We start from the raw sequence: 13,639 nt of genomic DNA, 5'->3' as shown, positions 1-13,639 counted from the left end.
CCAGAAAACGATCGCTGCGCTCGGGCCTGGCCGACTCCTACGCGAGACGGCACCGCGCCCGATCCTTGATGCGATCGATTCGGGGGGTGTCGAGGCAAACCCGCTGCAAAAGCGGTATCATCGAGGCACGGAGTGCGCATTGCGCTTCCGTGCCTTTTTCCATCCCATCACTACGCCATGACCCGATCCCAATTACTGCGCCCCGCCCAAGTCCTCTTCGAACACGAGCGCGAACTGCCCGACATCCCGGCCGTGGATCACTACGCCGGTAGCGAGAAGTTCATGCGCCGAGCGCTCGCCCTCCAGGTCGACATGGGGCCCATGTTCGACGTCACGCTCGATTGTGAAGACGGCGCACCTGCCGGCAACGAAAAGGCCCACGCGAAGATGTGCGCCGAACTCGTCGTCTCGAGCGAAAACCGCCATGGCCGTGTCGGCGTGCGCATCCACGACCTCACGCACCCGCATTGGTTGCGCGATCTGGAGACCATTCTGCCGATCGCCGCGTCTCGACTCGCCTACCTCACCGTGCCCAAGGTGCGTTCAGCGCGCGACGTGCGCATCGTACGCGAGGCGATGCGCTCGCTCCTGCCGCCTGGCACTCGCCCCCCGCCGCTGCACGTACTCATCGAGACGCCGGAAGCCTTGGCCGAGGTCACGCGCATTGCCCGTGAACCGGGCGTGGAATGCCTCGACTTCGGTCTGATGGATTTCGTCTCCTCGCACCGCGGCGCCATCGGAGCAGAGGCGATGCGCTCGCCGACGCAATTCGAACACCCCTTGATCCGGCGCGCCAAGGCCGAGATCTCGGCCGCCGCCCACGCCGCGGCCATCGTGCCGGCGCACAACGTGTGCACCGAGCTCGAAGATACTTCCCTCGTCTATGCCGACGCGCATCGTGCCCGCACTGAATTCGCCTTCCTGCGCATGTGGAGCATCCATCCCAACCAGATCCGCCCCATCCTCGAAGCGATGCAACCCAGCGCCGCGGAGATCGAAGACGCGGTGCGCATCCTCGGCTCAGCCCAGGACGCCGCCTGGGGCCCGATCCGCGATCGAGGCCGGCTTCACGATCGCGCTTCCTACCGCTATTATTGGTCGGTGCTGCGACGTGCCCGTCGCACCGGCATCGCGCTCGCCAACGACGTCCTGCATCGCTTTTTTGGACCCGACTCGTGAACCGCCCATCTTTTTTTGCGCAACGGCGCTTTCCACGCTGGATCATTCCCCTGCTCCTGTCGCTGCCGGTGGCCGGAGCCAACGCACAATCCTCCTATCCTGCGCTTTCCGAGGACGAATTCCGCGCCTGTCTGGAACGCCTCGCCCCCGAGGCCGAGCAACGCGGCATCCCAGCCGACCGGTTCCTCTCCCTCATCGCCGATCTCAGCCCCGACCCGAGCGTAATCGCCCGCCTAGACCGCCAGCCCGAGTTCGTCACCCCCATATGGCAGTATCTCGCCAATCTCGTCGACGCTCGACGCATCCAAACGGCCCAGGAAAAGCTGCGCGAGAACGAAGGCTTGCTGCGCTACGTCGAGGCCACTTATGACGTCGACGCCGAGCTCATCGTCGCCTTCTGGGCGGTGGAGAGCAATTTCGGACAGAATCTCGGCCGCGACGACCTGCTGCAATCGCTCGCCACCCTGTCGTGCTTCGGCAGGCGCCAGAGCTACTTTCGCTCTGAATTCCTCACGGTGGTCAATATCCTCGAGCGCGGCGACACGGGGCAGACGCGGCTGCGCGGTTCCTGGGCCGGGGCCTTCGGGCAGACGCAATTCATGCCCAGCACCTTCGAGCGCTATGCCGTCGATTTCGATGGTGACGGCAAGCGTGACCTCTATCGTTCCCTGCCCGACATTTTCGCTTCCACCGCCAATTTCCTGAAACAAGCCGGCTGGCGACGCGGAGAACCCTGGGCGATCGAAGTCGTACTGCCGCCCACGTTCGATGCCAAACTCGCCGGACGTACGAAAAAACGCCCGACGAACGAATGGTTCGCCATGGGGCTTTCCCGTGCCGATGGCAAACCCTGGCCGCGCACCTTGCCGGAAAAAGCCGCGCTGCTTCTGCCTGCTGGCCGGCAAGGCCCGGCGCTGCTGGCTTTTCCCAACTACGACGCGATCTTCCGCTACAACGCGGCCGAATCCTATGCCTTGGCGATCGGGCTCCTCTACGATGCACTCAAAGACCCCATGAAGGCCGCCCGGTTCGACCCCAAGCAACCTTTCGTCCAACCTTGGCCCACCGACGACCCCCCGCTCACCCGGTCCGAGACCATGGAGCTACAAGAGCGCCTCTCTGCTCTAGGGTACGATCCAGGAGTCATCGACGGTGTGGCCGGCACGCAAACGCGCGAAGCCCTCACTCGTTTCCAGCAAGAGTGCGGCAATCAGGCATTCGAGGCCGATGGCTGGCCCGGCACGAAGGCGCTCGAGCAAGTACGGCAATTCGAAGGAGGATGCGAGCAAACGCGCTGAGCCGACGCTCCTCGCCGAATAACACCAAAAAAAAAAGAAGCCACCCTGTTCGGGTGGCTTCCCTGCTGCCAGGCGGTCCAACGTCCCGCCGCGGCGGGGCAGACGTCAGGCTTTCTGAATGTTCGACGCTTGCTTGCCTTTCGGCCCTTGCGTGACTTCGAAGCTGACTTTCTCGCCTTCCTTCAGGGTTTTGAAGCCCGGCATGTTGATCGCGGAGAAATGCGCGAACAGATCCTCACCGCCGTCATCGGGGGTGATGAAGCCGAACCCTTTGGAATCGTTGAACCACTTGACAGTACCAGTTGCCATGATGAAGCTTCCTTCGTTACTACTTTATTGAAACGGGCCGGATGACCCACGGTGTGCCGAGCAGGAATCGCGAATCTCCGCAAGCGGTGAATACGATGCGCGCTTCGAACACTGTCGCTACGATACGCGCCTTTTAGGTCGGCGTCAATACATTTTTTCCTGTTTGTAAGAGCAAGCGGGTTGTAGCAGGCCGCCCGTGGGCAGCACGTGCCCTGCACCCACCCCACCCCATGCGGGTTCGTGTGGGGAAACGGGTGCAGATGACGGCCGTTCCCACTCTTGCCCTACTACTGGACATTTCTACTTTCTATTTTTCCTCGACGGCCGGCGTAGCGCCCTCGTGTTGCGCTCCCCTTCTAGGGAAACGCTGAATTGGCTGCGCGCGCGGGGGAATCGCTGCGCGTTGCGCGGTGCTCGCTCCCTCGCCTATCCACTCGATATGTCTCGGTCGCTGCGCTACCTTCCGCCTTGCGCTTCATCCCGCTCGCTCATTTCTTCAGCGTCTCCCTAGCGAGGGGGGTCAGCTGCGAAGTTGCGTCAACAGCGATTCGAGATCGGCGCGCACTTCTTGCACACGATCGCGCAATCGGTCGTATTCGTTTTTTACCGCGGATTCCAGGAGGCGTTCTTCACCGAGGCGCTGGCGCGCTCCGGCGATGGTGTAGCCCTCGTCGTAGAGCAAGTGCCGGATACGCCGTACGAGCAGGACTTCGTGGTGTTGGTAGTAGCGTCGGTTGCCGGCGCGCTTGCTAGGTCGAAGTTGGGTAAATTCCTGCTCCCAGTAGCGCAGCACGTGGGGCTTGACGTCGCACAGCTGCGCCACTTCGCCGATCGTGAAGTAGCGCTTCGAGGGAATCGGCGGCAACGAGGTGCTGCCTTCAGCGGACTTCTTCTCCATGCGTGAGTTGCTCCACGGCGTGTTTGAGCTTTTGGCTGGCGTGGAAAGTTACCACCCGTCGCGGCGGAATGGGAACTTCTTCGCCGGTCTTGGGGTTGCGTCCGGGGCGCTGCGGTTTGTCGCGCAGCTCGAAGTTTCCGAATCCCGAGAGTTTAACCGTTTCGCCGCGTTCCAGCGCGGCTTCGATTTCGACGAAGAAGGCATCGACGAGCTCTTTTGCTTCCCGCTTGGAAAAACCGATGCGCTCGAAGAGGATGTCGGCAAGTTCAGCTTTGGTGAGTTGGGCGGTCATCTTTTTTCCTTGCGTCGTCATTGGCGCAATCGCGCACTGAAAGAGGCTTCGAGCCGAGCACGGAATCGCTGCAGCAAGTCCTCGATCTCGTCGTCCGTGAGCGTGTGCTCGTCGTGCTGCAAGGTGAAGCGAAAGGCGAGGCTGCGCTTGCCCGGCTCGACCCCTTGCCCCTGATAGACGTCGAACAGCGTGATCTGACGCACCCAGACAGGGGCTTCGCCATGCAACGCATCCAACAGGGCCTGCACCGGCACGTTCGCATCGACCACGAAGGCGAGGTCGCGCTGCACGACGGGTTGGCGCGACACGGGAGCATAGCAGGGCATGGGGCGGCGGCGTGCCGCCGGGAGATCCAGTTCGAAGAGCTGGGGTGCGGTGGTGAGCTCCAGCCGCTGCACCCATTGGGGATGCAATTCACCGATCCAGCCGATGGGTTGTCCTTCGAGGAGCACGCGAGCGCTGCGGCCGGGATGCAAAGCCGGATGGAGAGCAGGTTCGAAACGGGGGGTGAGCGGCGCGAGGAGCGCCTCGAGGTCGCCCTTGAGATCATAGAAGTCGACCGGGCGAAGAGGAATGCCCCACTGTTCGGCCGCGGCCGGGCCGGCCGCGAGCGCGGCGAGCCTCAGGGGTTGCGCGAAACCGGCGACGGTGGCGTCAGCGGATTCGTCGCGCAGGAAGCAGCGGCCGAGCTCGAAGAGGCGCACGCGCGCCTGCTGGCGCTTGCGGTTCGTCTGCAGTGCCTGCAGCAAGCCCGGCCAGAGGGAGCTGCGCATGGCGTTCATGTTGCTGGCGATCGGATTGGCGAGCAGGATCGGATCCTCGTTGGCCAGGAGCTCGCGCTCGAGCGCCTCGTCGATGAAGGCGTAGGTGATGACTTCATGATAATCGCGCAATACCAGGCGCGCGCGCACTTCCCCATTCGTCCGCTCGGCCTCGGACACGGGCAGGGGGGCCATGGGCGCGAGCAGGGTGAGCGCCGGGATTTCGTCGTAGCCATGCAGGCGGGCGACTTCCTCGATCAGGTCCTCTTCGAGGGCGAGATCGAAACGCCAGCTCGGGGCCTGGGCGATGATCGCGCCCTCTTCTTCCCGTACGTCGAGGAAATCGCGGCGCAGCAGGGAGACGACACGCTGCGGCGCCACGGGAATGCCCAGTACGGCAGGGACTTTCTCAGGTCGCAACCGGATGGGATCGCGGCGCGGCAGGTGTTCGGGGGCGACGGCCTCGTCGATGGGGCCGGCCGAGCCGCCAGCCAATTCGAGCACGAGGGCGGTGGCGCGCTCGAGGGCGCGGCGCGGCAGTTCGGGATCGACGCCGCGCTCGAAGCGATGCGAGGCTTCCGAGACGAACCCATAACGACGCGCCCGACCGGCCACGGCGGCAGGGGCGAAGAAGGCGCTCTCGAGGAAGACGTCGATGGTGTCGAGCGTGATGCCGCTGCCCTCGCCGCCCATGATGCCAGCCATCGCCAAGGGACCGCCCTCGTCGGCGATGACGAGCACGTCGGGCGCGAGCGTGATGCGCTGCTCGTTCAAAAGCGCCAGCGTCTCATCCGACCGAGCCCAGCGCACGGTGATGCCGCCCTGCAATTTCGCCTCGTCGAAGGCGTGCAGCGGCTGGCCGAGCTCGAGCATCACGTAATTGGTGATATCGACGAGCAAATGGATGGCGCGTACGCCGCTGCGTTCGAGCCGGCGGCGCATCCATTCGGGGGTCGGGCGCTTGGCATCGACCCCCCGTATCACCCGACCGAGATAGCGCGGGCAGGCTTCGGGGGCAGCCAGCCGGATGGGCCGGACGGCGTCCAGCGTCGCAGCGACCGGATCGATGCGCGGCGGATGCAGGGGCGCCTCGGTGAGCGCCGAAACCTCGCGCGCGATTCCCAAGATGCTGAGGCAGTCGGCACGGTTCGGCGTGAGCGAGACGTCGAAAACGGCCTCGTCGAGTTCGAGCACCTGGCGGACATCGGTACCGACGGGCAAGGCAGGATCGAGTTCGAGCAGACCCGAATGGTCCTCGCTCAAACCCAGCTCACGCGCCGAGCACAGCATGCCTTGCGATTCGACGCCGCGCAGCTTGGCGCGCTTGATCGCCAGCCCGCCCGGCAATTGCGCACCAACGAGGGCGCAGGGCACGACGATGCCGGCACGGGCGTTGGGCGCGCCGCAGACGATCTGCAGGGGTGCTTCGCCCCCCACATCGACATGGCACACGCGCAGCTTGTCGGCGTTGGGATGCGGTTCGGCACTCAGAATCCGGGCCGTGACGACCCCGATGAAAGGCGGCGCGGCGGGCTCGAGCGATTCGAGTTCGAGCCCGGCCATGGTGAGCCGCTCGCCAAGTTCCTCCGCCGAGAGAGGGGGGTCACAGAATTCGCGCAGCCAGCGTTCGGGAAACTTCATGATGGGCCTCTTTAGCGGAATTGCGCGAGGAAGCGCAGGTCGCTCTCGAAGAAGAGCCGCAGATCGTTGATGCCGTAGCGCAGCATGGTGAGACGATCGAGCCCCATGCCGAAGGCAAAGCCGCGCACCACCTCGGGATCGAAACCGCCGTTACGCAGCACTTGGGGATGCACCATGCCACAGCCGGCGATCTCGAGCCAACGGCCCTCGAGCGCGCCGCTCGTGAAGCGCACGTCGATCTCGGCGCTGGGTTCGGTGAAGGGGAAGAAAGAAGGGCGGAAGCGCACGGCGAGCGCATCGGTCTCGAAGAAGGCGCGCAGAAAAGAGGCGATGATCCCCTTGAGGTGGGCGAACGCGACGTCCCGCCCGACCCACAACCCCTCCAGCTGGTGGAACATGGGGGAATGGGTGGCGTCGGAATCGACGCGATAGACGCGCCCGGGGACGATGACGCGTAGATCGGGCATCGACGCCGCCTCGCGGTGGCGTGCGGTGTGCTCGAGCATGGCGCGGATCTGCACGGGGCTGGTGTGCGTGCGCAGCACGACGTCGTCGCGCCCTTGCAGATAGAAGGTATCGTGCATGGAGCGCGCAGGGTGATCCGCCGGCGTGTTGAGGGCGGTGAAGTTGTGCCAGTCGGTCTCGATCTCGGGGCCATCGACGGAAGAAAAGCCCATCGAACGAAAGAGCGCCTCGACGCGCTCCAGGGTGCGCGTGACCGGGTGTAGACCGCCGATACTCCCATTGCGCCCCGGCAAGGTCACGTCGAGCGCCTGGGCGGCGAGCTGGGCTTCGAGCCGACGCCGGGCGAGCGCCTCACGCGCCTCCTCCAGCAGGGTCTCGATTTGCGCCTTGGCCCGGTTGATCGCTGCCCCGGCGCGCTTGCGCTCATCCAGGGGGAGATTTGCCAGGCTCTTGAGCGCCTCGGTGACGACGCCCGCCTTGCCGAGGAAACGCGCCTTGACGCGCTCCAACTCGGCCGGATCGGTCGCGGCGGCAAATGCCTGCCGCGCCGCTTCCACCAAGCCATCCGGATCGATCATCGCTTGCTCCTGCTGCAAAAGTAAAAAAGGAGGCAAGCGCCTCCTTTTTGCTGCCGTCTTCGTGGGCTCAGGCGGAGAGCTGGGCGCGCGCCCGTTCGACCAGGGCGGCAAAGGCCGGTTTGTCGAACACGGCCAGGTCGGCGAGCACCTTGCGGTCGACCTCGACGCTGGCTTTCTTGAGCCCGTTCATGAAAGCGCTGTAGGTGAGGCCGCATTCGCGCGCGGCGGCGTTGATGCGGGCGATCCACAGGGCGCGGAACTGACGCTTGCGCTGGCGCCGGTCGCGATAGGCATATTGGCCGGCCTTCATCACCGCCTCTTTGGCGATGCGGTAGACGTTCTTGCGGCGGCCGCGATAACCTTTGGCGAGCGCTAGGACTTTCTTGTGGCGAGCACGGGCGGTGACACCACGTTTGACGCGAGGCATATCGTTCTCCTATCAGGCGTAAGGCATCATCTTCTTGACGAGAGGTAGGTCGCTCGGATGCACCTCGACCATGCCGCGCAGCTGACGCTTGCGCTTGGGGCTTTTCTTCGTCAGGATGTGGCGTTTGAACGCCTGGGAACGCTTGATGCTGCCGCTCGAGCGCACTTTGAAACGCTTGGCGGCCCCGCTCTTGGTTTTCATCTTGGGCATGAAGGCTCTCCTATGACATGACGCCAGGCAGCCCCCGGCGGAGGCATTTGTGGGCCCGACTTCACTTGTCGCGTACCGCGGCCGAACCGCCGCGGCGCTTTTCCCCGCCGCAGCGGCGAGAAAGTTTCTATTTTACCGCGAATCGCCGCGCAAGACCATCATCTATTTGCTTTTCTTCGGTGCGATGATCATCACCATCTGCCGCCCCTCGAGCCGGGGCATCTGCTCGACGACGCCGACGTCGGCCAGATCTTCGCGAACGCGCTCGAGCTGGCGCATGCCCAGTTCCTGGTGCGACAGCTCCCGGCCACGGAAGCGCAAGGTCACTTTGGCCTTGTCCCCTTCTTCGAGAAAACGGCGCAAATTGCGCAGCTTGATCTGGTAGTCGTTCTCGTCGGTTCCCGGTCGCAGCTTGATTTCCTTGACCTGGATCTGTTTCTGCTTGAGCCGGGCTTCGTGCGCTTTTTTCTGTTCCTGGTAACGGTACTTGCCGTAGTCCATCACCTTGCACACGGGCGGATTGGCCATGGGGGCGATCTCGACGAGATCGAGCCCCGCTTCCTCGGCCACCGCCAGCGCTTTGGCAAGCGACACGATACCCAACTGCTCTCCGTCCTCTCCGATCAATCGAACTTGCGGCGCGTCGATTTCCTCATTGACGCGCACTTTCTTTTCCTGTGCGATGGTCTTGCTCTCCTATGTCTGGCTGGACGCGGGGGCCGGCAATTTGCGCTCGATCTCCTCGCGCAGGCGCGCGACGAAATCATCCAATGGCATCGCACCGAGATTGATGCCACCGCGGGCGCGGACTGCCACCCCACCCGATTCCCGCTCCTGATCGCCGACGACGAGCAGGTAAGGGATCTTGTGCACACTGTGCTCGCGGATTTTATAGTTTATCTTTTCGTTGCGCAAATCGGTCTCGACGCGAAAGCCCTGACGGCGCAGAGCCTCGGCCACTTGTCGCGCATAGTCGGCGTGACGCTCGGCGATACTCAGCACTACGGCCTGCACTGGGGCGAGCCAGGCGGGCAGCGCTCCGGCGTAGTGCTCGATGAGGATGCCCGTGAAGCGCTCGAGCGAGCCGAAGAGCGCCCGATGCAGCATCACGGGTCGTTTACGGGTATTGTCCTCGGCCACGTAGCTGAGATCGAAACGCTCGGGCAGGTTCATGTCGACTTGCAAGGTGCCGCACTGCCAGTCGCGACCGATGGCATCGCGCAGCACGAATTCGAGCTTGGGCCCGTAGAAAGCGCCCTCACCGGGGAAGAGTTCATAGCTCATGCCCATGGATTCGAGCGCCTGCGCGAGCGCCCCTTCGAGCCGATCCCAGATCTCGTCGCTGCCGATGCGGTGCTCGGGACGGGTGGAGAGCTTGACCCGCACCTGCTCGAAGCCGAAGTCCTTGTAGATGTCCATGATGAGGCGCACGACGGTGCGGCACTCTTCTTCCATCTGCTCGGGGGTGCAGAAGATGTGCGCATCGTCTTGCGTGAAGTGGCGCACCCGCAGCAGCCCGTGCAGGGCACCGGAGGGTTCGTAGCGATGCACTTTGCCGAACTCGGCCATGCGCAAGGGCAGATCGCGGTAGCTGTGCAGCCCATGTTTGAACATGGTCACCGCCCCGGGACAGTTCATGGGCTTCAAGGCAAAGACGCGACCATCCTCGGTCTGGGTGGTGAACATGTGGTCGCGATAGTTCTGCCAATGCCCGGAGAGCTCCCACAGCGAGCGGTCCATGACGTCCGGGGTGTTCACCTCGACGTAGCCGGCCGCCTCCTGACGCGCGCGCATGTACTGGATGAGGGTTTGGAAGATGCGCCACCCCTTGGGATGCCAGAAGACGGCACCCGGGGCGGCCTCTTCGAAATGGAAGAGATCGAGCTGCTGACCGAGCCGGCGATGATCGCGTTTCTCGGCCTCCTCGAGCATGGTCAGATAGGCTTGGAGTGATTTTTCGTCGGGCCAGGCAGTGCCGTAGATGCGCTGCAGCTGTTCGTTGCGCGCATCGCCCCGCCAATAAGCGCCAGCGACCTTGGTGAGCTTGAAAGCCCGGAGTTTGTCGGTGGAGGGGACGTGCGGACCGCGACACAGGTCGATGAAGTCACCTTGCCGGTAGAGGGAGATGGTCTCCCCTGCGGGGATGGAGGCGATGATCTCGGCCTTGTAGTGCTCCCCGAGGGATTTGAAGAATTCGATCGCCTCGTCCCGCGACCACTCCTCGCGCACGACGGGGATGGCCTGCGCCGCGAGCTCGCGCATGCGCGCTTCGATGCGCTGCAGATCTTCGGGGGTGAAGGGGCGATCGTAGGCAAAATCATAATAGAAGCCATTTTCGATCACCGGCCCGATCGTCACCTGAGCCTCGGGGAAGAGCTCCTTGACGGCATGCGCGAGCAAATGTGCCGTCGAGTGGCGCAGGATCTCCAAACCTTCGGGACTGCGATCGGTGATGATCTCGACACGGGCATCCCGTTCGATACGGTGCGACAGATCGACCAGGCGCCCGTCGACCTTGCCGGCAAGGGCGGCCTTGGCCAGGCCCGGGCCGATCGATTCGGCCACTTCGCGTACCGTTACCGGCGAAGGGAATTCTTTGACGGAGCCATCGGGCAGAGCAATTCGAATCATGTCAGGTCTCGCAGGCAAAAAAAATGCGGCCACCGGGCCGCATTTCCATTTCTGTATAGGAGCTTCTTCCCCGGTGAAGCGGTCAGGAAGAGCGCAGGGTAGTTCGACTCATGAGAAGCTCCTGGATATCTGGTAGGCGCGATTGGACTCGAACCAACGACCCCCACCATGTCAAGGTGGTGCTCTAACCAACTGAGCTACGCGCCTGTAGAAAGCGGATTATAGCTTCGGAAACACGCCTGTCAAGGGCCCTGTAGCGATGTGTAAGAGCAAAATAGTAATGTCCGCTCTGGGCAAGATGAAAATGTCCGCATCGGGTCGATGCGGAGGTTCTGATGGAGCAGATCGAGATGAGTAGCAAAGCGCTCGAGCGCCTGGAGATGTTGCGCCAGGGCATGATCGGGGACGCCACGATCAGCCGCGTCGTCGACCAAGAGCGGCTCGGGCAAACACGACCCCAAGATACACCACACGAAGAAGGGCACTCGATGGTACTTCGGCATGAAGGCGCACATCGGCGCGGAAGAGGCCTCCGGCCTTGTGCACAAGGTACTCGACACGGCTGCCAACGTGAGCGATGTCATGCAAGCAAAGCGCCCCAAAGTGCGACAAACTCCACCATCTCGGCGATGTTCGCCCATTCTGTTCCAGAAACGGGATACTCCTCGACGAGAAAAGCTCGCGGGCTTACTTGCTTACTCGTTCAGCGTCTCCGTAACTATCGGACCTTTCTATTTCCCCTTGACAGTCGACAGTCGCGCCGCGCTGCTTCAGCGCAGTCCGAGCACGTCGCGCATGTCGTAGAGACCAGGCGCACGCCCCTGCAGGAAGCGCGCCGCACGCATGGCCCCCACAGCATAGGGCATGCGGCTCTGCGCGCGATGGGTGATCTCGATGCGCTCGCCCATGCCGGCAAAGAGCACGGTGTGATCCCCCACGATGTCCCCGCCCCGGATGGAGGAAAAGCCGATCTGCCGCGACGGGCGCACTCCCACCTCTCCCTGACGGCCGTAGACCGCTTCACGATCGAGGTCGAGGCCCAACACGCGGGCGACGGTGCGCCCCATTTCAAGCGCGGTGCCCGAAGGCGCATCCACTTTGTTGCGGTGATGCGCCTCGATCACCTCCACGTCGTACCCCTCGCCGAGCAAGGCAGCAGCCCCTTCGAGGAGCCGAAAGACGACGTTGACCCCGATGGCCATGTTGGGCGCGAGGACGATGGGAATCTCCTTGGCCGCTTGCTCGATGATGGCGCGCTGCTCGGCATCGAACCCGGTGGTACCGATCACCATGCTCTTGCCCAGGCGCTGAGCCACTCGGATAAGCCCGACGGTGACCCCCGGTCGCGTGAAGTCGATGACACAATCCGCTGCGGCAATTGCCGCCTGGGGATCCTCGCCGATGAGCACACCGGTGTTTCGTCCAGCTGGATCACCCGCGTCGCGGCCGATCCATTCGCTGCCGGGGCGCACGAAGGCCGCTGCAAGTTCGATGCCAGGATCCTCGAGCGCCGCCTCGACCAGCATCCGCCCCATCCGGCCGCCTACGCCGGCAATCGCTATCCGAACCGGTTTCATTGCTCCACCCCCTGTTTCGTTTGCTCCGAATCCTTCGCCTCACCCACGGCAGCGGTTTCCCCCGCATTCTCGACCCTCTTCTCGTCCTTGCCGTTTTTCTTCTCACCTTTGGTTGGCTTGCCGGGAATCTCGACCACTCGCGGCGCGGAGCTCGTCACCGGTGCATCCCCTTCGGCCGGCATGACGTCGCCCGCCACGCGCACGAGCACGTCGTTCTCGAAGAACACGGTAAGGCGCCGTTGCTGGACGGTGCCGTCACCCTTTTTCACGTAGTAGACGTAGTCCCAGCGATCGTTGCGGAACGGGTCGACGAGCAGCGGCGTTCCCAGGAGAAAGCGGACCTGGTCACGGGTCATCCCTTTCTCCAGCCGGGCGACGGCTTCCGGATCCTGGAAATTGCCCTGACGCACGTCGGCGCGGTAGGGCGAAGCCAATCCGACCACCCGGTCCATCGAGCACGCGCTCAAGAAGAGCGCCGCTGCGACGGTCGGCAAAAGGATTCGAGGGAACATGAGTCTCATTAAGGTTCTGCCGAACGGCGAAAAACTATATCATAGCGCATGTCGTGCTGCCGAATCGCACACATCGAACCGAGGAACCCCTGCCGATGGACAACACGAAGAACCTGCGAAACATGGGCCTCAAGGCCACCTACCCGCGGCTCAAGATCCTGGAGCTCTTCCAAAGCGGCGAGCATCGCCACCTCACCGCCGAGGACGTCTATCGCCTGCTCAACGCCGCCGGCGTCGAGATCGGCCTGGCGACGGTCTATCGGGTGCTGACGCAGTTCGAGCAAGCCGGCGTACTGGAACGGCATCACTTCGAATCGGGCAAGGCGATTTTCGAATTGGCCGCCGGCGAGCACCACGATCATCTCGTATGCCTCGACTGTGGGCATATCGAGGAGTTTTTCGACGCGACGATCGAATCACGGCAGCGTGAAATCGCCCAAGAACGCGGATTCGAGGTCACCGACCACGCGATGTATCTCTATGCCCATTGTCGCCGGGCGCATTGCCCACATCGTGATCGCAACGATTGAGTCAAGCGCTGTACCTCCAGCCTTGGCCACACCCAGCAGCGCTTGACGACCCTTAGGAAGGAGGCGACGAACCCGTCCTCCATCCTCCACGCCGAACGCTTTGCAGCGGCATGAGGATAAAAATAGCCTTCGACTGCCCCATCGCGCCGTCGGTCTATGACCTCGAAGAACCTTCGGCAGCCGTCACCGTGGAAAAGTCTCCTCCAGCCTCACACACAGAAATTCTGACACCCCCGCCGCTTCAAGGCGGTTAGATAATCACGCTTATGCTTGCTCACTTGCTCCTGCCTCGTTCACGTTTTCGTCACCTGCGCGTGACACCACGGTGACG

14 protein-coding genes, 1 tRNA gene and 1 pseudogene are annotated in these 13,639 nt (G+C 63.3%); 4 read left to right on the top strand and 12 right to left on the bottom strand.

What is annotated here, in order from left to right; genetic code table 11:
- The first annotated feature begins 177 nt into the window (after positions 1-177).
- The gene (locus tag EPD80_RS09685) at positions 178-1,179 is read left to right on the top strand and encodes an HpcH/HpaI aldolase/citrate lyase family protein (RefSeq protein ID WP_142811355.1); all 1,002 of its coding nucleotides are present in this window, start codon (positions 178-180) and stop codon (positions 1,177-1,179) included.
- On the top strand, positions 1,176-2,477 hold the full coding sequence (locus EPD80_RS09680; RefSeq protein WP_206673312.1) for a lytic murein transglycosylase: 1,302 nt from the start codon (positions 1,176-1,178) through the stop codon (positions 2,475-2,477). Before EPD80_RS09685 ends, EPD80_RS09680 begins: the two co-directional genes overlap by 4 nt.
- A 105-nt stretch (positions 2,478-2,582) precedes the next feature.
- Here EPD80_RS09680 and EPD80_RS09675 read toward each other — a convergent pair whose 3' ends face one another.
- The 10 genes from EPD80_RS09675 to EPD80_RS09630 all read right to left on the bottom strand — a co-directional run bounded on the left by EPD80_RS09675 (position 2,583) and on the right by EPD80_RS09630 (position 10,896).
- Complete coding sequence (locus tag EPD80_RS09675) at positions 2,583-2,786, bottom strand: cold-shock protein (protein ID WP_028874475.1); 204 nt, start codon at positions 2,784-2,786, stop codon at positions 2,583-2,585.
- A gap of 520 nt (positions 2,787-3,306) precedes the next feature.
- Positions 3,307-3,684, bottom strand: a complete 378-nt coding sequence (locus EPD80_RS09670) for a MerR family transcriptional regulator (protein WP_142811353.1) — start codon at positions 3,682-3,684, stop codon at positions 3,307-3,309.
- On the bottom strand, positions 3,665-3,976 hold the full coding sequence (locus EPD80_RS09665; RefSeq protein WP_142803696.1) for an integration host factor subunit alpha: 312 nt from the start codon (positions 3,974-3,976) through the stop codon (positions 3,665-3,667). The genes EPD80_RS09670 and EPD80_RS09665 overlap by 20 nt, the downstream gene beginning before the upstream one ends.
- A 17-nt stretch (positions 3,977-3,993) precedes the next feature.
- Positions 3,994-6,378: a phenylalanine--tRNA ligase subunit beta gene (gene pheT / locus EPD80_RS09660; protein ID WP_142811351.1), complete on the bottom strand. Its 2,385-nt coding sequence runs from the start codon at positions 6,376-6,378 to the stop codon at positions 3,994-3,996.
- Positions 6,379-6,389: 11 nt separating this feature from the next.
- Positions 6,390-7,421 (bottom strand): phenylalanine--tRNA ligase subunit alpha, encoded by a 1,032-nt coding sequence (pheS, locus tag EPD80_RS09655; protein WP_142811349.1) that lies wholly within the window; start codon positions 7,419-7,421, stop codon positions 6,390-6,392.
- 67 nt (positions 7,422-7,488) lie between these two features.
- Complete coding sequence (gene rplT, locus EPD80_RS09650; RefSeq protein WP_055424109.1) at positions 7,489-7,848, bottom strand: 50S ribosomal protein L20; 360 nt, start codon at positions 7,846-7,848, stop codon at positions 7,489-7,491.
- 12 nt (positions 7,849-7,860) lie between these two features.
- Positions 7,861-8,058 carry a 50S ribosomal protein L35 gene (gene rpmI, locus EPD80_RS09645; protein ID WP_142803693.1) on the bottom strand — a complete coding sequence of 66 codons (198 nt, stop codon included), beginning with the start codon at positions 8,056-8,058 and terminating at the stop codon, positions 7,861-7,863.
- Positions 8,059-8,220: 162 nt separating this feature from the next.
- Positions 8,221-8,742 (bottom strand): translation initiation factor IF-3, encoded by a 522-nt coding sequence (gene infC / locus EPD80_RS09640; RefSeq protein WP_142803692.1) that lies wholly within the window; start codon positions 8,740-8,742, stop codon positions 8,221-8,223.
- A 12-nt stretch (positions 8,743-8,754) separates the two neighbouring features.
- Positions 8,755-10,689: a threonine--tRNA ligase gene (gene thrS / locus EPD80_RS09635; RefSeq protein WP_142811347.1), complete on the bottom strand. Its 1,935-nt coding sequence runs from the start codon at positions 10,687-10,689 to the stop codon at positions 8,755-8,757.
- 130 nt (positions 10,690-10,819) lie between these two features.
- Positions 10,820-10,896, bottom strand: a tRNA-Val gene (locus EPD80_RS09630).
- 176 nt (positions 10,897-11,072) lie between these two features.
- On the opposite strand from EPD80_RS09630, the pseudogene EPD80_RS11515 reads away from it, so the two are divergent.
- A pseudogene (locus EPD80_RS11515) lies at positions 11,073-11,286 on the top strand (transposase); the annotation flags it as partial.
- A gap of 173 nt (positions 11,287-11,459) precedes the next feature.
- On the opposite strand, the gene dapB reads toward EPD80_RS11515, so the two are convergent.
- Both dapB and EPD80_RS09615 read right to left on the bottom strand, forming a co-directional pair.
- A complete protein-coding gene (gene dapB, locus EPD80_RS09620; RefSeq protein ID WP_142811343.1) occupies positions 11,460-12,266 on the bottom strand; it encodes a 4-hydroxy-tetrahydrodipicolinate reductase in 807 nt (268 codons plus the stop codon).
- Complete coding sequence (locus EPD80_RS09615; protein ID WP_221928947.1) at positions 12,263-12,778, bottom strand: outer membrane protein assembly factor BamE; 516 nt, start codon at positions 12,776-12,778, stop codon at positions 12,263-12,265. Before EPD80_RS09615 ends, dapB begins: the two co-directional genes overlap by 4 nt.
- Before the next feature lie 95 nt (positions 12,779-12,873).
- On the opposite strand from EPD80_RS09615, the gene fur reads away from it, so the two are divergent.
- The gene (gene fur / locus EPD80_RS09610; RefSeq protein WP_142811339.1) at positions 12,874-13,308 is read left to right on the top strand and encodes a ferric iron uptake transcriptional regulator; all 435 of its coding nucleotides are present in this window, start codon (positions 12,874-12,876) and stop codon (positions 13,306-13,308) included.
- The last annotated feature ends 331 nt before the right edge of the window (positions 13,309-13,639 follow it).

The sequence above is a fragment of the Tepidiphilus olei genome, from assembly GCF_006980705.1.
Lineage (GTDB): Bacteria > Pseudomonadota > Gammaproteobacteria > Burkholderiales > Rhodocyclaceae > Tepidiphilus > Tepidiphilus olei.
The sequence above is the reverse complement of the archived record's forward strand: the minus strand, read 5'-3'. Positions and strand labels throughout refer to the sequence as shown.

What these genes read in the sequence shown, in the direction of transcription:
- EPD80_RS09685 (WP_142811355.1), top strand. Translation starts at nt 178, where the DNA reads ATGACCCGATCCCAATTACTGCGCCCCGCCCAAGTCCTCTTCGAACAC.
- EPD80_RS09675 (WP_028874475.1), bottom strand. Translation starts at nt 2,786, where the DNA reads ATGGCAACTGGTACTGTCAAGTGGTTCAACGATTCCAAAGGGTTCGGC.
- EPD80_RS09670 (WP_142811353.1), bottom strand. Translation starts at nt 3,684, where the DNA reads ATGGAGAAGAAGTCCGCTGAAGGCAGCACCTCGTTGCCGCCGATTCCC.
- EPD80_RS09665 (WP_142803696.1), bottom strand. Translation starts at nt 3,976, where the DNA reads ATGACCGCCCAACTCACCAAAGCTGAACTTGCCGACATCCTCTTCGAG.
- pheT (WP_142811351.1), bottom strand. Translation starts at nt 6,378, where the DNA reads ATGAAGTTTCCCGAACGCTGGCTGCGCGAATTCTGTGACCCCCCTCTC.
- pheS (WP_142811349.1), bottom strand. Translation starts at nt 7,421, where the DNA reads ATGATCGATCCGGATGGCTTGGTGGAAGCGGCGCGGCAGGCATTTGCC.
- rplT (WP_055424109.1), bottom strand. Translation starts at nt 7,848, where the DNA reads ATGCCTCGCGTCAAACGTGGTGTCACCGCCCGTGCTCGCCACAAGAAA.
- rpmI (WP_142803693.1), bottom strand. Translation starts at nt 8,058, where the DNA reads ATGCCCAAGATGAAAACCAAGAGCGGGGCCGCCAAGCGTTTCAAAGTG.
- thrS (WP_142811347.1), bottom strand. Translation starts at nt 10,689, where the DNA reads ATGATTCGAATTGCTCTGCCCGATGGCTCCGTCAAAGAATTCCCTTCG.
- dapB (WP_142811343.1), bottom strand. Translation starts at nt 12,266, where the DNA reads ATGAAACCGGTTCGGATAGCGATTGCCGGCGTAGGCGGCCGGATGGGG.
- EPD80_RS09615 (WP_221928947.1), bottom strand. Translation starts at nt 12,778, where the DNA reads ATGTTCCCTCGAATCCTTTTGCCGACCGTCGCAGCGGCGCTCTTCTTG.
- fur (WP_142811339.1), top strand. Translation starts at nt 12,874, where the DNA reads ATGGACAACACGAAGAACCTGCGAAACATGGGCCTCAAGGCCACCTAC.